This window comes from Streptococcus mitis, from assembly GCF_946188615.1.
Taxonomy (GTDB): domain Bacteria; phylum Bacillota; class Bacilli; order Lactobacillales; family Streptococcaceae; genus Streptococcus; species Streptococcus mitis_BZ.
In genome coordinates this window covers 1-22,297 of sequence record NZ_CAMHVK010000003.1, presented here as the reverse complement: position 1 = coordinate 22,297, position 22,297 = coordinate 1, and the positions used below count along the sequence as shown (strand labels likewise).

The 22,297-nt window shown below is 40.8% G+C and carries 21 protein-coding genes and 1 pseudogene; 21 read left to right on the top strand and 1 reads right to left on the bottom strand.

Annotated features, from left to right (window positions below; all coding sequences use genetic code 11):
* Window positions 1-49: 49 nt before the first annotated feature.
* The 7 genes from tsaE (at window position 50) to OCF95_RS03485 (ending at window position 6,917) form a co-directional block, all read left to right on the top strand.
* The gene (gene tsaE, locus OCF95_RS03515) at window positions 50-493 is read left to right on the top strand and encodes a tRNA (adenosine(37)-N6)-threonylcarbamoyltransferase complex ATPase subunit type 1 TsaE (protein WP_000288249.1); all 444 of its coding nucleotides are present in this window, start codon (window positions 50-52) and stop codon (window positions 491-493) included.
* Window positions 483-1,001 (top strand): GNAT family N-acetyltransferase, encoded by a 519-nt coding sequence (locus tag OCF95_RS03510; RefSeq protein WP_000455549.1) that lies wholly within the window; start codon window positions 483-485, stop codon window positions 999-1,001. The genes tsaE and OCF95_RS03510 overlap by 11 nt, the downstream gene beginning before the upstream one ends.
* A gap of 7 nt (window positions 1,002-1,008) precedes the next feature.
* Window positions 1,009-2,064: a glycopolymer--peptidoglycan transferase LytR gene (lytR, locus tag OCF95_RS03505; RefSeq protein ID WP_020902719.1), complete on the top strand. Its 1,056-nt coding sequence runs from the start codon at window positions 1,009-1,011 to the stop codon at window positions 2,062-2,064.
* A gap of 77 nt (window positions 2,065-2,141) precedes the next feature.
* On the top strand, window positions 2,142-3,398 hold the full coding sequence (locus tag OCF95_RS03500) for a competence/damage-inducible protein A (RefSeq protein WP_261104913.1): 1,257 nt from the start codon (window positions 2,142-2,144) through the stop codon (window positions 3,396-3,398).
* Window positions 3,399-3,452: 54 nt separating this feature from the next.
* Entirely contained in the window at window positions 3,453-4,619 is a 1,167-nt protein-coding gene (gene recA, locus OCF95_RS03495; protein WP_084890945.1) for a recombinase RecA, read from the top strand.
* Window positions 4,620-4,733: 114 nt separating this feature from the next.
* Window positions 4,734-6,104: an MATE family efflux transporter gene (locus OCF95_RS03490; RefSeq protein WP_261104912.1), complete on the top strand. Its 1,371-nt coding sequence runs from the start codon at window positions 4,734-4,736 to the stop codon at window positions 6,102-6,104.
* A 96-nt stretch (window positions 6,105-6,200) separates the two neighbouring features.
* Window positions 6,201-6,917 (top strand): YebC/PmpR family DNA-binding transcriptional regulator, encoded by a 717-nt coding sequence (locus OCF95_RS03485; RefSeq protein WP_050261824.1) that lies wholly within the window; start codon window positions 6,201-6,203, stop codon window positions 6,915-6,917.
* A gap of 49 nt (window positions 6,918-6,966) precedes the next feature.
* Here the strand turns inward: OCF95_RS03485 and OCF95_RS03480 are convergent.
* Window positions 6,967-7,612, bottom strand: a pseudogene (locus OCF95_RS03480) (CD20-like domain-containing protein).
* A 214-nt stretch (window positions 7,613-7,826) separates the two neighbouring features.
* On the opposite strand from OCF95_RS03480, the gene OCF95_RS03475 reads away from it, so the two are divergent.
* The 14 genes from OCF95_RS03475 to OCF95_RS03410 all read left to right on the top strand — a co-directional run bounded on the left by OCF95_RS03475 (window position 7,827) and on the right by OCF95_RS03410 (window position 22,146).
* Complete coding sequence (locus OCF95_RS03475; RefSeq protein WP_004256759.1) at window positions 7,827-8,288, top strand: MarR family winged helix-turn-helix transcriptional regulator; 462 nt, start codon at window positions 7,827-7,829, stop codon at window positions 8,286-8,288.
* 25 nt (window positions 8,289-8,313) lie between these two features.
* Window positions 8,314-10,041, top strand: coding sequence for an ABC transporter ATP-binding protein (locus OCF95_RS03470; protein WP_261104911.1), 1,728 nt, complete (start codon window positions 8,314-8,316; stop codon window positions 10,039-10,041).
* The gene (locus OCF95_RS03465) at window positions 10,031-11,791 is read left to right on the top strand and encodes an ABC transporter ATP-binding protein (RefSeq protein WP_004256761.1); all 1,761 of its coding nucleotides are present in this window, start codon (window positions 10,031-10,033) and stop codon (window positions 11,789-11,791) included. Before OCF95_RS03470 ends, OCF95_RS03465 begins: the two co-directional genes overlap by 11 nt.
* 95 nt (window positions 11,792-11,886) lie before the next feature.
* Window positions 11,887-12,390, top strand: coding sequence for a phosphatase PAP2 family protein (locus tag OCF95_RS03460; protein WP_004256762.1), 504 nt, complete (start codon window positions 11,887-11,889; stop codon window positions 12,388-12,390).
* A 113-nt stretch (window positions 12,391-12,503) separates the two neighbouring features.
* Window positions 12,504-12,950: a LytTR family DNA-binding domain-containing protein gene (locus tag OCF95_RS03455; RefSeq protein ID WP_004256763.1), complete on the top strand. Its 447-nt coding sequence runs from the start codon at window positions 12,504-12,506 to the stop codon at window positions 12,948-12,950.
* A gap of 4 nt (window positions 12,951-12,954) precedes the next feature.
* Complete coding sequence (locus tag OCF95_RS03450) at window positions 12,955-13,629, top strand: LiaF transmembrane domain-containing protein (RefSeq protein ID WP_247942153.1); 675 nt, start codon at window positions 12,955-12,957, stop codon at window positions 13,627-13,629.
* Between the two features lie 105 nt (window positions 13,630-13,734).
* Complete coding sequence (gene rpmB, locus OCF95_RS03445) at window positions 13,735-13,923, top strand: 50S ribosomal protein L28 (RefSeq protein ID WP_001140948.1); 189 nt, start codon at window positions 13,735-13,737, stop codon at window positions 13,921-13,923.
* Window positions 13,924-14,078: 155 nt separating this feature from the next.
* The gene (locus OCF95_RS03440) at window positions 14,079-14,444 is read left to right on the top strand and encodes an Asp23/Gls24 family envelope stress response protein (protein WP_000216437.1); all 366 of its coding nucleotides are present in this window, start codon (window positions 14,079-14,081) and stop codon (window positions 14,442-14,444) included.
* Between the two features lie 2 nt (window positions 14,445-14,446).
* Window positions 14,447-16,114: a DAK2 domain-containing protein gene (locus tag OCF95_RS03435; RefSeq protein ID WP_020902726.1), complete on the top strand. Its 1,668-nt coding sequence runs from the start codon at window positions 14,447-14,449 to the stop codon at window positions 16,112-16,114.
* Window positions 16,115-16,314: 200 nt separating this feature from the next.
* Window positions 16,315-18,015 carry an acetolactate synthase large subunit gene (locus OCF95_RS03430; RefSeq protein ID WP_049500859.1) on the top strand — a complete coding sequence of 567 codons (1,701 nt, stop codon included), beginning with the start codon at window positions 16,315-16,317 and terminating at the stop codon, window positions 18,013-18,015.
* Window positions 18,008-18,484 carry an acetolactate synthase small subunit gene (gene ilvN / locus OCF95_RS03425; RefSeq protein ID WP_001253803.1) on the top strand — a complete coding sequence of 159 codons (477 nt, stop codon included), beginning with the start codon at window positions 18,008-18,010 and terminating at the stop codon, window positions 18,482-18,484. The genes OCF95_RS03430 and ilvN overlap by 8 nt, the downstream gene beginning before the upstream one ends.
* A gap of 217 nt (window positions 18,485-18,701) precedes the next feature.
* A complete protein-coding gene (gene ilvC, locus OCF95_RS03420) occupies window positions 18,702-19,724 on the top strand; it encodes a ketol-acid reductoisomerase (protein WP_000290683.1) in 1,023 nt (340 codons plus the stop codon).
* Window positions 19,725-19,836: 112 nt separating this feature from the next.
* Window positions 19,837-21,087, top strand: a complete 1,251-nt coding sequence (gene ilvA / locus OCF95_RS03415; protein WP_261030742.1) for a threonine ammonia-lyase IlvA — start codon at window positions 19,837-19,839, stop codon at window positions 21,085-21,087.
* Between the two features lie 843 nt (window positions 21,088-21,930).
* Window positions 21,931-22,146: a capsule biosynthesis transcriptional regulator gene (locus OCF95_RS03410; RefSeq protein WP_001130035.1), complete on the top strand. Its 216-nt coding sequence runs from the start codon at window positions 21,931-21,933 to the stop codon at window positions 22,144-22,146.
* Window positions 22,147-22,297: the final 151 nt, after the last annotated feature.

The window sequence follows — 22,297 nt, the reverse complement described above, 5'->3', positions numbered from 1 at the left end:
TTCATAGATAATACCTAGACAAAGGACAACTTTTTGGTATAATAGAAACATGTACACTAAAAACGAAGAAGAGTTACAGTCCTTAGGTGAACGTTTGGGCTATTTATTAGAAAAGAATGATGTCTTAATTTTAACTGGTGAACTTGGAGCAGGCAAAACGACATTTACAAAAGGTCTTGCTAAAGGATTACATATTTCTCAGATGATTAAGAGTCCAACCTACACTATCGTAAGAGAGTATGAAGGTCGTCTTCCACTTTACCACCTAGATGTTTATCGTATAGAGGGGGATGCTGATTCTATTGATTTAGATGAGTTTCTCTTTGGTGGTGGGGTAACTGTCATCGAGTGGGGGCATCTTTTAGGTGATGCCTTGCCAGATACTTATTTAGAATTGGAAATTCTAAAAGAAGAAGAGGGTCGCAGACTGAATTTTCAAGCAAAAGGTTTGCGTGCAGAAAAGCTTTTAGAGGAGCTTCAACATGGAGTATGAGTTGCTCATTAGGGAAGCAGAAGTTGAAGATGCGGCTGAATTAGTATCATTTTTAAATCGTGTCAGTGTAGAAACAGATTTTACCAGTCTGGACAGGAATGGCATTTTGATGACAGATACTGAGATGGAGTTGTTTTTGGATAAACAGGCTCACTCTGAAAATCAAATCACTTTACTGGCCTTGCTGAATGATGAAATTGCTGGTCTTGTGAATATCACAGCTGATCAACGCAAGAGAGTTCGTCATATTGGAGATCTCTTTATTGTGATTGGTCAGAAGTATTGGAATAATGGACTGGGGAGTTTGTTACTTGAAGAAGTCGTAGAATGGGCACAGGCTAGTGGCATTCTTCGTCGACTTCAACTAACTGTCCAAACTCGCAATCAGGGTGCAGTTCATTTATATCAACAGCATGGCTTTGTAATTGAAGGTAGACAAGAGCGCGGTGCGTACATAGAAGAAGGGAAATTTATAGATGTTTACCTGATGGGTAGACTGATAGATTGATAGAAATATGGTTAAAAAAATTATTGGAATGGTGCTAGCTTTTCTAGCTGTGACAGTTTTAGGTGTGGGTGTTTTTGCTTATACTATTTATCAGCAAGGTACAGAAACCTTATCAAAAACCTATAAAAAGATTGGGGAAGAAACCAATGTTATTGAGGCTACTGAACCCTTAACGATCCTTTTAATGGGGGTTGATACTGGAAACGAAGAACGAACGGACCCTTGGGAGGGAAATAGTGATTCCATGATTCTTTTGACAGTTAATCCGCACACGAAAAAGACCATGATGTTGAGTTTGGAACGTGATATCCTGACTAAAATTCAGCATAAAGATGGTAGTATTGAAGAAGCGAAACTGAATGCCGCCTATGCGGGTGGAGGTGCAGAATTAGCTATCTCAACCATTCAGAAGATGATGAACATCCATATTGACCGCTATATTATGGTCAATATGCACGGATTACAACAATTAGTCGATGCAGTGGGTGGTATAACTGTCAATAACACGCTAGGTTTCCCGATTTCTATTAGTGACCAAGAGGAATTTAATACTATTTCTATTGGTGTTGGGCAACAAACTCTAAATGGAGATGAAGCTCTTGTTTATTCTCGCATGCGCTACCAGGATCCAGAAGGGGACTACGGACGTCAGAAGCGTCAGCGTGAAGTCATTCAAAAGGTTGTTGAAAAAGTTCTTAGCTTGAATAGTGTTAGTCACTATCAATCTATCCTAAAAGCCTTAAGTACCAATATGCAGACTAATATTGATCTATCTGCGAAAAGTATTCCAAGCTTGTTAGGTTACCAGGACTCGTTTAAAACGATTGAAACTCAACAATTACGAGGAGAAGACGCCGAATTGCAAGGGACATCTTATCAAATCGTAACTGCTAACCATTTGTTAGAGATCCAGAATCTTTTGAGAACTTCACTTGATAAACCGAAGGTGACAGAGTTAGAGACAAATGCAGTCTTATATGAAAATGTTCTCGGAAATCAAAATGGTATCGGTTTGGGAACAGGTACGATTAGTAGTACAAGAAATCAAGAAGATGTAGAATAATCTAATTTATAGTTGAAATCGTGGGAAATTTCCTGCGATTTTTTCAAAAAAATACGAATAGATAGGTAGGAGGAAACATGAAAGCAGAAATCATTGCTGTTGGAACAGAGATTTTGACAGGACAGATTGTCAATACCAATGCTCAGTTTTTGTCGGAAAAACTAGCAGAGATTGGGGTAGATGTATATTTTCAGACGGCTGTAGGAGACAATGAAGCTCGTCTCTTGTCTTTGCTCGAAATTGCCAGTCAACGTAGTAGTCTAGTGATTTTGACAGGTGGTTTAGGGCCAACTGAGGACGATTTGACCAAACAAACTCTGGCTAAATTTTTAGGGAAAGAATTAGTCTTTGATCCTCAGGCGCAGGAGAAGTTGGATGTCTTTTTTGCCCAGAGACCAGACTATGCCCGAACACCGAATAACGAAAGACAAGCCCAACTTGTAGATGGAGCGACTCCACTGCCAAACGAAACAGGACTGGCTGTGGGAGGAATATTGGAAGTCGATGGAGTGACCTACGTTGTCCTTCCAGGTCCACCAAGTGAATTAAAACCCATGGTCTTAAACCAACTTCTACCCAAGTTGATGACAGGGAGTAAGCTATATTCCCGAGTTCTTCGTTTCTTTGGGATTGGCGAAAGTCAGTTGGTTACGATTTTGTCTGATTTGATTGATAATCAAACCGATCCGACCTTGGCCCCTTATGCTAAGACAGGAGAAGTCACTCTGCGTCTGTCAACAAAAGCTAGCAGCCAAGAAGAGGCGAATCAAGCGCTGGATATCTTGGAAAATCAAATCTTGGATCGTCAGACCTTCGAAGGCCTTTCTTTACGAGACCTTTGTTATGGTTATGGGGAAGAAACTAGTTTAGCCAGCATTGTGGTAGAAAAGCTGAAAAAGCAAGGGAAAACCATCACTGCAGCCGAGAGTTTGACGGCAGGGCTTTTCCAAGCCAATGTAGCGGATTTTTCAGGAGCTTCAAGTATATTTAAGGGTGGTTTTGTGACCTATAGCTTGGAGGAAAAATCAAAAATGTTGGATATTCCTGTCAAGGATTTGGAAGAACAGGGTGTGGTGTCTGAATTTACAGCTCAGAAGATGGCTGAGCAGGCACGAAGCAAGACCCAGTCGGATTTTGGAATTAGTTTGACTGGAGTAGCAGGACCAGATAGCCTAGAAGGACATCCAGCTGGGACAGTCTTTATAGGATTGGCTCAAAAGCATGGAACTGAGGTCATCAAGGTCAATATTGGAGGCAGAAGTCGAGCAGATGTACGTCACATTGCGGTTATGCATGCCTTTAACCTAGTTCGCAAAGCTTTATTAAGTGACTAACTTTTGATATAATAGTAGATAGGTCTAAGGACCATTAGAATGTAGGAGAATAGAATGGCGAAAAAACCAAAAAAATTAGATGAAATTTCAAAAAAATTCGGGGCTGAACGTGAAAAAGCCTTGAATGACGCTCTTAAATTGATTGAGAAAGACTTTGGTAAGGGTTCAATCATGCGTTTGGGTGAACGGGCAGAGCAAAAGGTGCAAGTGATGAGCTCCGGTTCCTTGGCTCTTGATATTGCCCTTGGTTCAGGTGGTTATCCTAAGGGACGTATCATCGAAATCTATGGACCAGAGTCATCTGGTAAGACAACGGTTGCCCTTCATGCAGTTGCGCAAGCGCAAAAAGAAGGCGGTATTGCTGCATTTATCGATGCGGAACATGCCCTTGATCCAGCTTATGCTGCGGCCCTTGGTGTCAATATTGACGAATTGCTCTTGTCGCAACCAGACTCGGGAGAACAAGGTCTTGAGATTGCAGGAAAATTGATTGACTCAGGTGCTGTAGATCTTGTCGTGGTCGACTCAGTTGCTGCCCTTGTCCCTCGTGCGGAGATTGATGGAGATATCGGAGATAGCCACGTTGGTTTGCAGGCTCGTATGATGAGCCAGGCTATGCGTAAACTTGGTGCTTCTATCAATAAAACCAAAACAATTGCTATCTTTATCAACCAATTGCGTGAAAAAGTTGGGGTCATGTTTGGAAATCCTGAAACAACTCCAGGTGGACGTGCTCTGAAATTCTACGCTTCAGTACGTTTGGATGTTCGTGGAAGTACACAAATCAAGGGAACTGGTGACCAAAAAGATACCAATGTCGGTAAAGAAACCAAGATCAAGGTCGTGAAAAACAAGGTGGCTCCACCATTTAAGGAAGCCTTCGTTGAAATCATGTACGGAGAAGGGATTTCTAAGACTGGTGAACTCTTAAAAATCGCAAGCGATTTGGATATCATCAAAAAAGCAGGAGCTTGGTACTCTTACAAGGATGAGAAAATTGGGCAAGGTTCTGAAAATGCTAAGAAATACTTGGCAGATCACCCAGAAATCTTTGATGAGATTGACCATCAAGTCCGTGTTCAATTTGGTTTGGTTGATGGAGAAGAAGCTTCTGTAGAAGGTGTTGAAACTAAAAAAGATGAAGCAGTTCAAGCAGATTCTGTGAATGAAGAAGTTACACTTGACCTAGGTGATGAACTTGAAATCGAAATTGAAGAATAAGCTGTCAAAGTAGTGGAGGAATCCACTGCTTTTTCGATTCTTTGTTCAATATTTCAGATTGCCTATAGTTTGCTGTTTCTTGTCGCTCCTCTAGAAAGCTGATATAATAGCCTTATGAATAAAAAACGAACAGTGGACCTGATACATGGTCCGATTCTTCCCTCGCTCTTAAGCTTCGCCTTCCCAATCCTGCTGTCCAATATTTTTCAACAGCTCTATAATACTGCTGATGTCTTAATCGTTGGGCGTTTTCTTGGTCAAGAATCCTTGGCTGCAGTAGGAGCGACGACAGCGATTTTTGACCTTATTGTAGGATTTACTCTTGGTGTTGGCAATGGCATGGGAATTGTCATTGCCCGTTATTATGGAGCTCGGAATTTCACTAAAATCAAGGAGGCAGTAGCAGCCACCTGGATTTTAGGTGCTCTTTTGAGTGTTGTAGTTATGCTGCTGGGATTTCTTGGTTTGTATCCTCTCTTGCAATACCTAGATACTCCTGCAGAAATTCTTCCCCAGTCCTATCAATATATTTCTATGATTGTGACCTGTGTCGGTGTCAGCTTTGCCTATAATCTCTTTGCAGGTTTGTTGCGGTCCATTGGGGACAGTCTGGCAGCGCTTGGATTTCTGATTTTCTCTGCTCTGGTTAATGTGGTTCTGGATCTCTATTTCATTACGCAATTGCATCTGGGAGTTCAATCTGCAGGCCTTGCTACCATCATTTCGCAAGGCTTATCAGCGGTTCTCTGCTTTTATTATATCCGTAAGAGTGTGCCAGAACTTTTGCCTCAACTCAAGCATTTCAAATGGAACAAGACTTTGTACGCTGATCTCTTGGAGCAAGGTTTAGCTATGGGTTTGATGAGTTCAATTGTATCGATCGGCAGTGTGATTTTACAGTCTTCTGTTAATACCTTTGGTGCAGTGATTATTAGTGCCCAGACGGCAGCTCGACGCATTATGGCTTTCGCCCTTCTTCCGATGACCGCTATTTCTGCTTCGATGACGACCTTTACTTCTCAGAATTTAGGCGCTAAGAGCCCAGACCGCATTGTTCAAGGACTTCGAATCGGCAGTCGTCTAAGTATATCCTGGGCAGTTTTTGTTTGTATCTTCCTCTTTTTTGCCAGTCCAACCTTGGTTTCCTTCTTGGCTAGTTCGACAAATGGTTACTTGATAGAAAATGGAAGTCTGTACTTGCAAATCAGTTCAGCCTTTTATCCTATTTTGAGTCTCTTGTTGATTTATCGCAATTGTTTGCAGGGTTTGGGGCAAAAAATCCTTCCTCTGGTTTCTAGCTTTATCGAACTAATCGGGAAAATCGCTTTTGTGGTTTTGATTATCCCTTGGGCAGGATATAAGGGAGTTATCCTTTGCGAACCCTTAATCTGGGTTGCCATGACCATTCAACTGTATTTCTCACTGTTTCGTCACCCCTTGATAAAAGAAGGCAAGGAAATTTTAGCAACTAAAGTGCTATCCTAGTTGTATTTACTGAATAAAATCCATTTCCTCTAGTGAAAATCGAAAAAACTTGTGTTATAATAAGAAAGATTAAAATGTGAAAAAAGGAGATTCCTAATGGGACGTAAATGGGCCAATATCGTAGCCAAGAAAACGGCTAAAGATGGAGCTAACTCTAAAGTATATGCAAAATTTGGTGTAGAAATCTATGTAGCAGCTAAAAAAGGTGATCCAGATCCAGAATCAAACTCAGCCTTGAAATTCGTTATCGACCGTGCTAAACAAGCCCAAGTGCCAAAACACGTTATCGATAAAGCTTTGGACAAGGCTAAAGGAAACACAGACGAAACCTTTACAGAAGGACGTTACGAAGGTTTTGGACCAAATGGTTCTATGCTGATTGTTGATACTTTGACTTCAAATGTCAACCGTACAGCGGCTAATGTCCGTGCAGCCTTTGGTAAAAATGGCGGAAACATGGGCGCTTCAGGTTCAGTTTCATACCTCTTTGACAACAAGGGAGTTATCGTATTTGCAGGTGAAGATGCGGACGCGGTCTTTGAGCAATTGCTAGAAGCAGATGTGGATGTGGATGATGTAGAAGCAGAAGAAGGTGCAATCACAGTTTACACAGCTCCAACTGACCTTCATAAGGCTATCGTTGCCCTTCGTGAGTCAGGTATCGAAGAGTTCCAAGTGACTGAATTGGAAATGATTCCTCAGTCAGAAGTAGAATTGTCAGGCGATGACCTTGAAACCTTTGAAAAACTTTACAGCGTTCTTGAAGACGACGAAGACGTACAAAAGATTTATACGAACGTAGATGGATTCTAATAGAAAAACGAACAGTTTTACTAGCTGTTCGTTTTTTTGATATTTGAACTTAGAATCTGGTTTCAGAATCGTTTTGTTGATTGCTTTTTCTAGACCTAGACCGACTGATGTTTTTGGACGAGCAAGAGCTCTCCATTGTCCTGTTTTGCAAAAGTTAAGGTAACAGTCTTGACCTTGTCTCCAATGGAGATATAGGTGATTTTTTTCGTATCGTAACCCCCAAGAGTGAAGTCAAACTCGGAATCTGGCTTTCCGTGTTTGTTGATAATATCCTCGTAGTTGGTACCACCTTTTCCTTTGTTGTCAAGGTTACCTTCGATTAAGGCGTCGAACTGTTCTTGGGTCCAGGTGAAGGTATCGTCTGTCAAGCCGCTTTCTTCTTCGCGTTCCATTGAGGCACTCGTATCCATGTAGGAACGGTTAAACTCCTTGGCATACTCTTTGTAGACATCAGCGTATAGTACCTGAGTCGTAAAGAAAAGTACAACAGAGGCAACTGTCAGGGATGTTCCGATAATAGCCATTGTTTTCCGTTTTTTGATGTTGATGATAAGGCCGATAATCCCCAAGATAAATGCGACGATGCCGATGAACAACGATAGATAGTTAATAAACGGGATCCAGGATCCTAAAAGTGCGATGGCTCCAAAAATGGTTGCTAAGATTCCTAAAACTCTTTGTTCTTCTGGTTTCATTTGAAAGTTTTCTCCCTTCATTGAGTGAATGAATTTCTATCCACAGTGGTTAGTGCTTATTATATAAAAAGATATTGCCTAATGTCAATTTAAACTAAAATAGTTCTCATGAAAACTTTTTCTTGACATCTCTTTTCAAAGTGGTAAAATAGTTCTCATGAAAACTTATTTAGTTCTCAGGAGAACCAAATGCAATGGTTAGAAAGGAGTTAGTATGGACAAACCGATGTTAGTTTTTAAGCGTTTTGGTCACCAGATTCATTTGATGGTGCAAAAGGAAGCCAAACGTTGTGGTATTGAATTTATGGGTGGACCACAAGGTCAGGTTCTGCGTTTTTTAGATCAGTGTGAACAAAAAGAGAAACTGGTCTTGATTAAAGATATCGAGCAGGAACTAAATATTACCAAGTCTGTGGCGAGTAACTTGGTCAAGCGTATGGTGCAAAATGGTTTGGTGGAATTGGAGGCGAGTCCTGTCGATAAGCGGGCCAAGTTTGTTCGTTTGACGGACAAATCGCGTTCTCAGATGCAAGAAGTTAAGGCCTTCTTTGAACGCATTGACAACCAGTTGATGGCAGACATTGATGAAGATGAATTACTGATTTTTGAGAAAGTCCTCAATCAACTACAGGAAAATATCAAGAGAATAGGAGGAGAGAATGAAGAAATTAGCTAAATGAATTAGTAGAAAAGAATGGGGGATGATTTTACTAGCCATTCTCTTTACATGCTTTTCGGTCTATCTAGAGTTGGAAGTTCCGACCTATATCTCGAAAATCACGGATTTGCTGGGGACTCAAGGAACTAGTTTAGATGAGTTATGGCAACCAGCAGGTATGATGGTCGGAATGTCTTTTTTTGCCTTCTTGTCCGCAGTCGCAGTTGGATTTTTTGCATCCAGAGTGGCGGCTTCCTATACTAGTAGGCTGAGAAGTGATATTTTTAACCGAGTTTTGGATTACTCGCAGACAGAGATTAAGAAATTCTCTATTCCAAGTCTCCTAACTCGTACCACTAATGATATTACTCAAGTTCAGATGTTGATCACCATGGGCTTGCAAGTGGTTACGCGTGGTCCGATTATGGCTATCTGGGCTATAGGGAAGATTTTAGGCCATTCAGAATACTGGCTCTGGGCTGTTCTTGTGGCAGTGATTGTCAATGTTTTGATGACAACAGTTTTGATGACGCTAGCCTTTCCAAAACAGTCCTTGATTCAAAGTCTGACTGATAAACTGAATAGTATCACTCGGGAGAGTCTAACAGGTATTCGCGTTGTTCGTGCCTACAATGCTGAAAAGTACCAAGATGAAAAATTTGCAGCAGCAAATGATGAATTGACCCGTTTGAATTTGTTTGTCAACCGTCTCATGGCCATTTTGAATCCCATCATGATGGGGATTTCAAGTGGTTTGAGTGTGGCGATTTATTGGATTGGGGCCTATGTGATCAACGATGCTGCTCCTACAGCTCGTCTGCCTCTCTTTAGTGATATGGTTGTTTTCATGTCTTATGCCATGCAGGTTGTCATGGGATTCCTTCTCATGGGGGCGCTCTTCATCGTTCTTCCTCGAACTATGGTCTCTGCCAAGCGGATTAATCAGGTTCTAGATTTGCATTCTTCTATCCAAAATCCTGCTCAAGTGCAGTTGGCTGATGAAAATCTCAAAGGTCAGGTCGAATTTAAGGATGTGACCTTTCGCTATGCTGCAAATTCGGAGGCAGTTATCGAGCATGTTAGCTTTAGAGCAGAAGCTGGCCAAACAGTTGCCTTTATCGGCTCAACTGGTTCTGGTAAGTCAACTCTAGTCAATCTGATTCCACGTTTCTATGACGTATCAGCAGGAGAAATTCTAGTGGACGGAGTTAATGTTCAAGATTACGGTTTGGAAGATTTGCGCAACAAGGTTGGTTATATTCCACAAAAAGCTGTGCTCTTTTCTGGAGATGTCAAGGGCAATCTAGACTTTGGACGCAGCCAAGAAACACCACTTAGTGAGGAGGCTATGTGGCAGGCCTTGGAATTGGCCCAGTCTAAGAACTTTATCGAAGACAAGGAAGCGGGCTTAGAGTCAGAAGTAGCCCAAGGAGGAACCAACTTCTCAGGTGGACAAAGACAACGTTTGGCCATTGCGCGTGCCTTGGCTCGTAAGCCAGAAATCCTCATCTTTGATGACTCCTTCTCAGCCTTGGATTACAAGACAGATCGTGTCCTACGCCAAGAGCTAGCAGAGAAAACAAAATCTATGACCAAGCTCATCGTCGCACAGCGTATTTCAACCATTATGGATGCAGATTTGATTTTGGTCTTGGATCAAGGTAAAGTCGTGGGACAAGGCACCCACAAGGAACTTCTAGCTACCAACGAAGTTTACCAAGAAATTGCCTATTCACAATTATCGAAGGAGGAATTGGAACATGGAAAATAAAAAAATGTCGCTCTGGAAACAGAGTAAACCCTATCTTGTAGGTCTCCAGTTTGCCCTTCTGATAGCCTTTCTAGCAACAATTCTATCCAATATCATTACTGTATATGGTCCAACCCGTATCAAGGAAATGACCAATATTATTGCCAGTGGTCTAGAAACAAGTGTGGATGTCACGGCGGTTGCAGCCATTGGTAGTTTTTTGGCCGTCATCTATGTGATTGGACTCCTATCAAATTATTTGCAGGCCTTTCTGTTTACAACAGCTATTCAACGTTTTTCAGAGCGTTTGAGAAGAGCGATTGCAGAGAAAATTAATCGTCTTCCATTAGGGTATTTTGATGGACATTCTCAAGGAGATACCTTGTCTCGTGTGACTAATGACGTTGACACTGCAGCCCAGTCCCTCAATCAAAGTCTGGGGACAGTTCTTTCATCCACTTTATTGGTCGTGGCAGTTTTGGTGACCATGTTTGGGATGAACTGGATTTTAGCCTTAGTGACGGTTGTTTCAACTCTTATCGGTTTTGCTTTCGTGTCCGTTTTTATGGGCAAATCGCAGGGCTTCTTTAAGAGTCAGCAACAGGATTTGGCGGCTGTAAATGGTTATGTGGAGGAAATGTACTCTGGCCATAATGTGGTGACCAGTTACAATGCTATCGAGAGCACCAAAGAAGAATTTGCGACCTTAAACTATCGTCTGTATGACAGTATCTGGAAATCTCAGTTTATTTCAGGGATTATGATGCCGATTATGATGTTTATTGGGAACTTTAGCTATGCCCTAGTGATTATCGTTGGGGCAGCCTTGGCTCTGAATGGGCAGATTAGTATCGGGATTATTGTTGCCTTTATGGCCTACGTTCGTATCTTTTCTCAGCCTCTTTCACAAATTGCCCAAGGGATTACTAGTCTTCAGCAGGCTAGTGCAGCCATGGGACGTGTCTTCGAATTCCTAGCTGAAGAGGAAATGGAAGACGAATCCCATAAAGAAAGACAATTGATCGATATGAAAGGTCAAGTAGTCTTTGATCGAGTCTCCTTTGGTTACACACCAGAGCGAACCATTATCCATGACTTTTCTGCGACTGTTCATGCTGGTCAAAAGGTTGCGATTGTCGGACCGACAGGGGCTGGTAAGACAACCATTGTCAATCTTTTGATGAAGTTCTATGAGATTGATAAGGGAAGTATTCGCATTGATGGTGTGGATACCAAGGAGATAAAGCGTTCGGAAGTACACGATGCCTTTTCAATGGTATTGCAGGATACTTGGCTCTTTGAAGGAACCATTCGCGACAATCTCATCTATAACCAAACAGGTATTAGTGATGAGCGCGTGATTGAAGCCAGCAAGGCTGTAGGGATTCACCACTTTATCATGACTCTACCAGATGGTTACGATACCGTCTTGGATGATACAGTGACCTTGTCTGTCGGACAAAAACAACTCTTGACCATTGCTCGTGCTTTGCTGAAAGATGCGCTACTTCTAATTCTGGATGAGGCGACATCTTCGGTTGATACTCGTACTGAGGAATTGATCCAGAAAGCCATGGACCGATTGATGGAGGGAAGAACTTCCTTTGTCATCGCCCACCGCTTGTCAACTATCCGAAATGCTGATCTGATTCTTGTCATGAAAGATGGCAATATCATTGAGCAAGGCAATCATGATGAGTTGATGGCACAAGGAGGCTTCTACGCTGACCTTTATAACAGTCAATTTACAGAAGACGAAGCAGAAGAATAAACCCAAAGAAGGCTTGACGGCCTTCTTTTTCTGCACTATACTAGAAGACAAGTGCTTCCCTATAAGCAAAATTTGAGTAAGTGATGAGAAAATATATGAAAAATTATCAAGAATGGTATGGCCACGTTGCTAGTAACATTAAAAATAAGCCCTTTCTTCTGAGCTTGTTAAGAACTTTCAATCGGTTTATGACAGTAGTCATGCCTATAGTTTATTTAACCTTGTTAGTAATTACCTATCTCCAACAAGGACTTGGGAAGCAGGTCTTGATGTATGTGTTTGTCCCTGCGTCAGGCTTTGTGATTTTGTCCTTTCTTCGTAAGAAAATCAATGCCCCTAGGCCTTATGAGGAATGGGATATTAAACCCTTGCTTGACAGAGATAGTCCTGGTCAGTCAATGCCCAGTCGTCATGTCTTTTCAGCAACCATTATCTCCATGGCTTGCTTACATGCTAGTTTATCTGTAGGGGTTATCTTATTGGTCTTGTCAGCCCTCCTCGGTCTAGTGAGAGTCTCAGGTGGCGTGCATTATCTCAAGGATGTAGTAGTTGGTTATATTTGTGGCCTTGCGTGGGGTGTGCTTTTCTTTCTATTTTGAATTGTAAGTTAAGGTGGTCCTACAACCACTTACGGGTCTAAAGTAACCACTTGCTTTTTTGCTCTTGTTTTCTTATTTTGGCTTTGATATAGTAGAGTCAGAAAGGAGATGGAATGAAGTTACGAATCGAAATTGACAGCAATTTAGAGGAAACTGAAATTGTCATCAAGGCAGCGGCTTTGACAGATGAGATTGCGGATTTACAGCGCCTCTTGCACGAATCCAAGTCTCCTAGGTTGATTTTTTACAAGGGGACGGGTGAATATTATCTGGACTTATCGGAAATTCTCTTCTTTGAGACAGAAGGTAGCAAGATTTACGCCCACACCCAGAAAGAAGCCTACGAGGTTCGGCTTAAACTCTATGAGTTAGAGGCTATTCTTCCTCGCTATTTTAGTCGGGTATCCAAATCGACTATTGCAAATATTCGTCAGGTTTACTCGGTGGACAAGTCCTTTTCAGGAACGGGCACCATTTCCTTTTATCAGACCCACAAGGAGGTTCATGTCTCACGACATTACCAATCCCTCCTAAAAGAAAATCTAAGAAACATGAGGTAAGAAGATGAAAAAGAAAGCATTTGGTATCGTGTTGCTAGTATTGGCAGCTTTAATATTATTACAAGGAAATTTTGGAATCCCTTCATTCGGTGGGCAAATTTGGCCCTTGCTTGGTATTGCATTTTTTGCCTATCAATCAGTTGGAGCTTTGTTGCGTCGTCACTTAACTTCAGCCTCTTTTACAGCTCTAGTAGCCTTAATGATTGCTAACCACTTTTATGGCATTTTACCAATTCCCAATCAGTCATTGTTCTGGGCAAGTATTTTAATCGTAATGGGTGTCAGCGCACTCACTCATTCTAACAGAACTTGGAATGGGAAAAAATGGTGGTATGATGGTAAAAAGACCATTCTTACAGATAAGGAAGTTGCTTTTGGGACTGGAACTTTCTACAAGCAAGAGCAAGAATTGGTAGAAGATCAAGTAGAAGTTGGTTTTGGAAATGCCAAGATATATTATGACAATGCAGAGATGTTGGGAGATACCGCAACCCTGAAAGTGGAAGTTGGTTTTGGCAATGCAGTTATCTATGTTCCTCAACATTGGGGAGTTGATTTAAAGGTAGAAACTTTCTGTGGCGTAGCCAAGGCAGATACTCCTCTAGCCCCAATCAGCAAAACCTTGATTATCCGTGGAGATGTGGCCTTTGGGAAGTTGGGAATTGTCTACGTTAAATAAAAAAATCTTCCAATTCCCTTGCAAAAAAGAAGAAAGTGTGATAACATAGTACGGTATGTGGTGCTAGCACATCCGCTATATTAGATCTAATAGGAGGAAAACACAATGGCTAAAGTATGTTACTTTACAGGTCGTAAGACTGTATCAGGAAACAACCGTTCACACGCGATGAACCAAACAAAACGTGCCGTAAAACCAAACCTTCAAAAAGTTACTGTTCTTATCGATGGTAAACCTAAAAAAGTTTGGGCTTCAGCTCGTGCTTTGAAATCAGGTAAAGTTGAACGCGTTTAATAATAAAAGTAAGGAGACCTTAGGGTCTTTTTTCTTTTACTGTAGATATAAAATCATTTGAAAAATAGAGTAAATATCCGCTGATACAGTATTCTGCTTTTACACTTGGGCTGAAATATGATAAAATAGAGTATCAACTAGTTGAGGTAAAAAGGATGACTGTAAAAATTAATACAAAAGATGGTCAAATCGAACTAACAGATGAAGTGATTGCAACCGTCGTAGGTGGAGCAGCAACTGAGATTTTTGGTGTGGTCGGTATGGCTAGTAAAAATGCCCTCAAAGATAATTTCCAAGCCCTTCTAGGTAAGGAAAATTATTCCAAAGGTGTCGTCGTAAAGGCAGCTGAAGATGGCAGTATTGCAGTTGACGTATATACCGTGTTGAGCTACGGAACAAAGATTAGCGAAGTGTCAAAAAACATTCAAGAGCGTGTTCGATTTAGTTTGGAAAACCAACTTGGAATTACCGCTCAGACTGTAAATGTCTACATTCAAAATATCAAAGTTGTAGGAGAATAACCGTGTCAAAAATTACTACTAGCTTATTTCAAGAAATGGTGCAGGCTGCATCAACTCGTTTGAATAAGCAAGCTGAATATGTCAATTCATTAAACGTCTTTCCAGTTCCAGATGGAGATACTGGAACAAACATGGGAATGACCATTGAAAATGGTGCTAAGGAAGTTGCAGACAAACCAGCTTCTACAGTTGGCGAGGTAGCGAGCATTCTTGCCAAAGGTCTTTTGATGGGCGCGCGTGGGAACTCAGGAGTTATTACGTCTCAGCTTTTCCGTGGATTTTCACAAGCCATCAAGGATAAAGACGAGTTAACAGGTCAAGACTTGGCCCTTGCCTTCCAATCAGGTGTGGAAGTTGCCTATAAGGCAGTTATGAAACCAGTTGAAGGAACGATTTTAACAGTTTCTCGTGGGGCTGCTATCGGTGCTAAGAAAAAAGCTGAGCAAACAGATGACGCTGTTGAAGTCATGCGCGCAGCCTTGGAAGGTGCTAAAACAGCTCTAGCTAAAACACCAGACATGCTTCCAGTATTGAAAGAAGTTGGTGTTGTGGATTCAGGTGGTCAAGGACTGGTCTTTATCTACGAAGGTTTCCTTTCAGCCCTTACTGGCGAATATATCGCATCTGAGGACTTTGTAGCGACTCCGGCCAACATGAGTGAAATGATCAATGCAGAACACCACAAGTCTGTAGCTGGTCATGTAGCGACTGAGGACATTACCTTTGGTTATTGTACTGAAATCATGGTAGCTCTTAAGCAAGGTCCAACCTATGCCAAAGATTTTGACTACGACGAATTCCGTAACTACTTGAATGAGCTTGGAGACTCTCTCCTCGTTGTTAACGATGATGAAATTGTTAAAGTCCATGTCCATACAGAAGATCCAGGACTTGTTATGCAAGAAGGTCTCAAATATGGTAGCTTGGTCAAGGTAAAAGTTGACAATATGCGTAACCAACACGAAGCACAGGTTGAGAAAGAAGTTGCTCAAGTTAGCAAACCAGCTGAAGAAAAAGAATATGCTTTGATTGCTGTGGTGGCTGGTAAAGGTCTAGCAGATATCTTCCGTTCTCAAGGTGTGGATTATGTTATTGAAGGCGGTCAAACTATGAACCCTTCAACTGAAGACTTTATCAAGGCTGTTGAACAGGTCAACGCTCGTAACATTATCTTCCTGCCAAATAACAAGAATATCTTCATGGCAGCTCAATCTGCAGCAGAAGTTTTGGAGCAACCAGCAGTAGTGGTAGAAGCTCGTACTCTTCCTCAAGGTTTGACAAGTCTTCTTGCCTTTGATCCAAGCAAGTCCATCGAAGAAAACCAAGAGCGTATGACAGCTGCTCTTAGCGATGTCGTTAGCGGAAGCGTTACAACAGCTGTTCGTGATACAACCATTGATGGCTTAGAAATCCATGAAAACGATAATCTTGGTATGGTGGATGGAAAAATCCTCGTGTCAAACCCTGACATGCACCAAACCTTGACAGAAACATTGAAACATATGTTGGATGAAGATAGTGAAATCGTAACCTTCTATGTTGGTGAAGATGGAAGCGAAGAACTTGCTAATGAAATTGCTCAAGAAATCGCAGAAGAATTCGAAGACGTTGAAGTCGAGATTCACCAAGGTCAACAACCTGTTTACCCATACCTATTTAGTGTAGAATAAGATTAATGAAGGACTGAGAAATCAGTTCTTTTTTCTTTTTTAGTAAATGAAATCGGTATCTTTTTTATAAAAACAAAAATAACATTCATAAATAAACTTTAAAATAGAAAATTCAGAAAATTTCTTCTTTTCTCTTGAAAAATTTTGAAAAAATGGTATGATAGTAACAAGTTATTTTTAAGAGAAGAGAAAGGGGAACAATGGAGAAAATCAGTTTAGAATCTCCTAAGACGGGGTCGGATCTAGTTTTGGAAACACTTCGTGATTTAGGAATTGATACCATCTTTGGTTATCCTGGTGGTGCGGTCTTGCCTTTGTATGATGCGATATATAATTTTAAAGGCATTCGCCACATTCTAGGACGCCATGAGCAAGGTTGTTTGCATGAAGCTGAAGGTTATGCCAAATCAACTGGAAAGTTGGGTGTTGCCGTCGTCACTAGCGGACCGGGAGCAACAAATGCTATTACAGGGATTGCGGATGCCATGAGCGACAGTGTTCCCCTTTTGGTCTTTACAGGTCAGGTGGCGCGAGCAGGGATTGGGAAGGATGCCTTCCAGGAGGCAGACATTGTGGGAATTACCATGCCAATCACTAAGTACAATTACCAAGTTCGGGAGACAGCTGATATTCCTCGTATCATTACGGAAGCTGTTCATATCGCAACTACAGGTCGACCAGGGCCAGTTGTAATTGACTTACCTAAAGACGTATCTGCTTTAGAAACCGACTTTATCTATTCACCAGAAGTGAACCTACCAAGCTATCAGCCAACTCTTGAGCCAAATGATATGCAAATCAAAAAAATCTTGAAGCAATTGTCCAAGGCTAAAAAACCAGTCTTGTTAGCTGGTGGGGGGATTAGTTATGCTGAAGCAGCTGCAGAATTAAATGAATTTGCAGAACGCTATCAAATTCCGGTGGTAACCAGTCTTTTGGGACAAGGAACGATTGCAACGAGTCATCCACTCTTCCTTGGAATGGGGGGGATGCACGGATCGTTTGCAGCTAATATTGCCATGACGGAAGCGGACTTTATGATTAGTATTGGTTGTCGTTTCGATGATCGCTTGACGGGGAATCCTAAGACCTTCGCTAAGAATGCTAAGGTTGCCCACATTGATATTGACCCAGCCGAGATTGGCAAGATTATCAGTGCAGATATTCCTGTAGTTGGAGATGCTAAGAAAGCCTTGCAAATGTTGTTGGCGGAACCAACCGTTCATAACAATACTGAGAAATGGATTGAAAAAGTTACCAAAGACAAGAACCGCGTTCGTTCTTATGACAAGAAAGAGCGTGTGGTTCAGCCGCAAGCTGTTATTGAACGAATTGGTGAATTGACGAATGGAGATGCCATTGTGGTAACAGACGTTGGTCAACACCAAATGTGGACAGCCCAGTATTATCCCTACCAAAATGAACGTCAGTTAGTGACTTCAGGTGGTTTGGGAACCATGGGATTTGGAATTCCAGCAGCAATTGGAGCTAAAATTGCTAACCCAGATAAGGAAGTAGTCTTGTTTGTTGGGGATGGCGGTTTCCAAATGACTAACCAGGAATTGGCTATTTTGAACATTTACAAGGTGCCAATCAAGGTGGTTATGCTGAACAACCACTCACTTGGAATGGTTCGCCAATGGCAGGAATCCTTCTATGAAGGTAGAACGTCAGAGTCAGTCTTTGATACCCTTCCTGATTTCCAATTGATGGCACAAGCTTATGGCATTAAAAACTATAAGTTTGACAATCCTGAGACCTTGGCTCAAGACCTTGAAGTCATTACTGAGAATGTTCCTATGCTAATCGAGGTAGATATTTCTCGTAAGGAACAAGTGCTACCAATGGTACCAGCTGGTAAGAGTAATCATGAGATGTTGGGGGTGAAGTTCCATGCGTAGAATGTTAACAGCAAAACTACAAAATCGTTCAGGAGTCCTCAATCGCTTTACCGGTGTCCTGTCTCGTCGTCAGGTTAATATTGAAAGCATCTCTGTTGGAGCAACAGAAGATCCGAATGTATCGCGTATCACCATTATTATTGATGTGGCTTCACATGATGAAGTGGAGCAAATCATTAAGCAGCTCAATCGTCAGATTGATGTGATTCGCATTCGAGATATTACGGATAAACCACACTTGGAGCGCGAGGTGATTTTGGTTAAGATGTCAGCGCCAGCAGAGAAGCGTGCTGAGATTCTAGCGATTATTCAACCTTTCCGTGCAACAGTGGTAGACGTAGCACCAAGCTCGATTACCATTCAGATGACAGGGAATGCTGAAAAGAGTGAAGCTCTATTGCGAGTCATTCGACCATACGGTATTCGTAATATTGCTCGAACGGGTGCAACTGGATTTACCCGCGATTAATACTCTTCGAAAATCTCTTCAAATCACGTCAGCTTTGCCTTGCCGTAGGTATATGTTACTGACTCCGTCAGTCTTATTTACCACCTCAAAGCAGTGCTTTGAGCAGTCTGTGGCTAGCTTCCTAATTTGCTCTTTGATTTTCATTGAGTATAAAAATATTTTAAATTTGTTAATCCAGCCTAAAAGGCAATAAATAATAGAAAAGAGAGAAAAAACTATGGCAGTTCAAATGGAATATGAAAAAGATGTTAAAGTAGCAGCACTTGACGGTAAAAAAATCGCCGTTATCGGTTATGGTTCACAAGGACATGCGCATGCTCAAAACTTGCGTGACTCAGGTCGTGATGTCATCATCGGTGTACGTCCAGGTAAATCTTTTGACAAAGCAAAAGAAGATGGATTTGACACTTACACAGTAGCAGAAGCAACTAAATTGGCTGACGTTATCATGATTTTGGCACCAGACGAAATCCAACAAGAATTGTACGAAGCAGAAATCGCTCCAAACTTGGAAGCTGGAAATGCAGTTGGATTTGCTCATGGTTTCAATATCCACTTTGAGTTTATCAAAGTTCCTGCGGATGTAGATGTCTTTATGTGTGCTCCTAAAGGACCAGGACACTTGGTACGTCGTACTTATGAAGAAGGATTTGGTGTTCCAGCTCTTTACGCAGTATATCAAGATGCAACAGGAAATGCTAAAAACATTGCTATGGACTGGTGTAAAGGTGTTGGAGCAGCTCGTGTAGGTCTTCTTGAAACAACTTACAAAGAAGAAACTGAAGAAGATTTGTTTGGTGAACAAGCTGTACTTTGTGGTGGTTTGACTGCCCTTATCGAAGCAGGTTTCGAAGTCTTGACAGAAGCAGGTTACGCTCCAGAATTGGCTTACTTTGAAGTTCTTCACGAAATGAAATTGATCGTCGACTTGATCTACGAAGGTGGATTCAAGAAAATGCGTCAATCAATTTCAAACACTGCTGAGTACGGTGACTATGTATCAGGTCCACGTGTAATTACTGAGCAAGTTAAAGAAAACATGAAAGCTGTCTTGGCAGACATCCAAAATGGTAAATTTGCAAATGACTTTGTAAATGACTATAAAGCTGGACGTCCAAAATTGACTGCTTACCGTGAACAAGCAGCTAACCTTGAAATTGAAAAAGTTGGTGCAGAATTGCGTAAAGCAATGCCATTCGTTGGTAAAAACGACGATGATGCATTTAAAATCTATAACTAATTGATAGAAATTAAGGTGAAGGCGAGTTGGGGGACTAACTCGCTTTTATAATCAATTCATCTCTTTTTAAAAGATGGATTACGATAAGTATGAAATAGTCTAGGAGAAAAAGATGTTAAGTTCAAAAGATATAATCAAGGCTCATAAGGTCTTGAACGGTGTGGTTGTGAATACCCCACTGGATTATGACCATTATTTATCGGAGAAGTATGGTGCTAAGATTTATTTGAAAAAGGAAAATGCTCAACGTGTTCGTTCTTTTAAGATCCGTGGTGCCTATTATGCCATTTCCCAGCTCAGCAAGGAAGAACGTGAGCGTGGGGTAGTCTGTGCCTCTGCGGGGAATCATGCGCAGGGAGTTGCCTATACTTGTAATGAGATGAAAATTCCTGCTACTATTTTTATGCCAATTACAACTCCGCAACAAAAGATTGGTCAAGTTCGCTTTTTTGGTGGGGACTTCGTAACCATTAAACTAGTTGGTGATACCTTTGATGCCTCAGCTAAAGCAGCTCAAGAATTTACAGTTTCTGAAAATCGTACCTTTATTGATCCTTTTGATGATGCCCATGTTCAGGCAGGTCAAGGAACAGTTGCTTATGAGATTTTAGAAGAAGCTCGAAAAGAATCGATTGATTTTGATGTTGTCTTGGTTCCTGTTGGAGGTGGTGGTCTCATTGCTGGGGTTTCTACCTATATCAAGGAAACAAGTCCAGAGATTGAAGTCATTGGGGTAGAGGCTAATGGAGCGCGTTCCATGAAGGCAGCCTTTGAAGCTGGTGGGCCTGTCAAACTCACAGAAATTGACAAATTTGCGGATGGGATTGCTGTGCAAAAGGTAGGTCAGTTGACCTATGAAGCAACTCGTCAACATGTTCAAACCTTAGTAGGTGTCGATGAGGGATTGATTTCTGAAACCTTGATTGACCTCTACTCTAAGCAAGGGATTGTCGCAGAACCTGCTGGAGCGGCTAGTATCGCCTCTTTAGAGATTTTAGCTGAATATATCAAGGGGAAAACCATTTGTTGTATCATTTCTGGAGGAAATAATGATATCAACCGTATGCCAGAAATGGAAGAGCGTGCCTTGATTTATGATGGTATAAAGCATTACTTTGTGGTCAATTTTCCACAGCGTCCGGGAGCTTTGCGTGAGTTTGTAAATGATATCTTGGGGCCAAATGATGATATCACACGTTTTGAGTATATCAAACGAGCTAGCAAGGGGACAGGCCCAGTATTGATTGGGATTGCCCTGGCAGATAAGCATGATTATGCAGGCTTGATTCGTCGAATGGAAGGTTTTGATCCATCTTATATTAACTTAAATGGTAATGAAACGCTCTATAATATGCTTGTCTGAGGACTAATAAAAAAATATCATATTATTTGCACAATCGATGTATAGGTGCTATAATGAAGATGAAGAAAGGGGGCGATTCCTATGGACTTAGGAAATCGATTACGCTATTTCTATCATAATTCATTATAGTACCTATGTTTTTTGATTCAGTTTATAGTAAGGGAGTAAAATTACTTGTTACATATAAGTAGTATTTTTAGAATCCACTATTTTATATATGTCTAATCTAAAATTTGGCTAAATATAATAGGAATTAGAAAAAATAATCAATACTAATGAGATGCCTTATACTGAGTTAACTGAGAAGAGTGATAAGATACTAAGAAGATAAAAACAGTGGAAAATGTTAGAAGATAGGATACTATTGTCTCCTAACGACTCATCTTTTTATAGGTTTGAAGAAATAAAAAGGAATATTGATAAAGTAAATAAATAGTACCAGTTGATCAAGTGAAAAGTGCTTATAAAGGCAGGAAGAATACCAAAGAAGGAGAAGAGAAAGAATAGTTAGTAATAGTGTGGAGAGAAAGTCTTCCGCTATTAGAAATGTCCTTTTAAAGTTGGATAAATAGAATAAAGTTGAAGATAAAACCTGTCTAACCTATCTCGAACTGGTATTTGTAAATTATGAATATTTTTACAAATAAAAGAGTTAATAATGCAATTATTTTAAAGGTATTTACTAATGGTTTATAGTAAGTAAAAACCTATATATTATCGGCTTTAATAAGATAGTAACAGAAAAATAAATCATTAATTTTATTGAATATATGTTTTTTTATTGACAAAACACATAAAAACGTATACAATTAAATATCGTAAAGAAGAAAATAGGAGAAGGACATGGCTAAGTCAAACTTTGAAAAAGTAGAATCAGTTGTTGGCTGGGTTCGTGATAAGAAAATCACAGGCTACCGTATCTCTAAAGAAACGAATGCGCGTGAAATGTCTATCATTGCTCTAGCGCAGGGTCGTGCAAAAGTAAAAAATATTTCATTTGAAACAGCTCTAGGTTTAATTGATTTCTATGATAAAAATCATGAAAAATTTGAAGATTAATCTTTGGATAATGGCGGATTCTTGAATAAGGTCTGCCTTTTCATTTTTTGGCTAGTAAAAAGACTGCACGGTTGTGTACTGCACCCCAAAAGTTAGACAGAAAAAATCTAACTTTTGCGGTGTTTTATTATGAAATTGAGTTATGATGATA

Bases quoted from the DNA above. Each gene is read 5' to 3' on its own strand.
- tsaE (WP_000288249.1), top strand. From the start codon at position 50: ATGTACACTAAAAACGAAGAAGAGTTACAGTCCTTAGGTGAACGTTTG.
- OCF95_RS03510 (WP_000455549.1), top strand. From the start codon at position 483: ATGGAGTATGAGTTGCTCATTAGGGAAGCAGAAGTTGAAGATGCGGCT.
- lytR (WP_020902719.1), top strand. From the start codon at position 1,009: ATGGTTAAAAAAATTATTGGAATGGTGCTAGCTTTTCTAGCTGTGACA.
- OCF95_RS03500 (WP_261104913.1), top strand. From the start codon at position 2,142: ATGAAAGCAGAAATCATTGCTGTTGGAACAGAGATTTTGACAGGACAG.
- recA (WP_084890945.1), top strand. From the start codon at position 3,453: ATGGCGAAAAAACCAAAAAAATTAGATGAAATTTCAAAAAAATTCGGG.
- OCF95_RS03490 (WP_261104912.1), top strand. From the start codon at position 4,734: ATGAATAAAAAACGAACAGTGGACCTGATACATGGTCCGATTCTTCCC.
- OCF95_RS03485 (WP_050261824.1), top strand. From the start codon at position 6,201: ATGGGACGTAAATGGGCCAATATCGTAGCCAAGAAAACGGCTAAAGAT.
- OCF95_RS03475 (WP_004256759.1), top strand. From the start codon at position 7,827: ATGGACAAACCGATGTTAGTTTTTAAGCGTTTTGGTCACCAGATTCAT.
- OCF95_RS03470 (WP_261104911.1), top strand. From the start codon at position 8,314: ATGATTTTACTAGCCATTCTCTTTACATGCTTTTCGGTCTATCTAGAG.
- OCF95_RS03465 (WP_004256761.1), top strand. From the start codon at position 10,031: ATGGAAAATAAAAAAATGTCGCTCTGGAAACAGAGTAAACCCTATCTT.
- OCF95_RS03460 (WP_004256762.1), top strand. From the start codon at position 11,887: ATGAAAAATTATCAAGAATGGTATGGCCACGTTGCTAGTAACATTAAA.
- OCF95_RS03455 (WP_004256763.1), top strand. From the start codon at position 12,504: ATGAAGTTACGAATCGAAATTGACAGCAATTTAGAGGAAACTGAAATT.
- OCF95_RS03450 (WP_247942153.1), top strand. From the start codon at position 12,955: ATGAAAAAGAAAGCATTTGGTATCGTGTTGCTAGTATTGGCAGCTTTA.
- rpmB (WP_001140948.1), top strand. From the start codon at position 13,735: ATGGCTAAAGTATGTTACTTTACAGGTCGTAAGACTGTATCAGGAAAC.
- OCF95_RS03440 (WP_000216437.1), top strand. From the start codon at position 14,079: ATGACTGTAAAAATTAATACAAAAGATGGTCAAATCGAACTAACAGAT.
- OCF95_RS03430 (WP_049500859.1), top strand. From the start codon at position 16,315: ATGGAGAAAATCAGTTTAGAATCTCCTAAGACGGGGTCGGATCTAGTT.
- ilvN (WP_001253803.1), top strand. From the start codon at position 18,008: ATGCGTAGAATGTTAACAGCAAAACTACAAAATCGTTCAGGAGTCCTC.
- ilvC (WP_000290683.1), top strand. From the start codon at position 18,702: ATGGCAGTTCAAATGGAATATGAAAAAGATGTTAAAGTAGCAGCACTT.
- ilvA (WP_261030742.1), top strand. From the start codon at position 19,837: ATGTTAAGTTCAAAAGATATAATCAAGGCTCATAAGGTCTTGAACGGT.
- OCF95_RS03410 (WP_001130035.1), top strand. From the start codon at position 21,931: ATGGCTAAGTCAAACTTTGAAAAAGTAGAATCAGTTGTTGGCTGGGTT.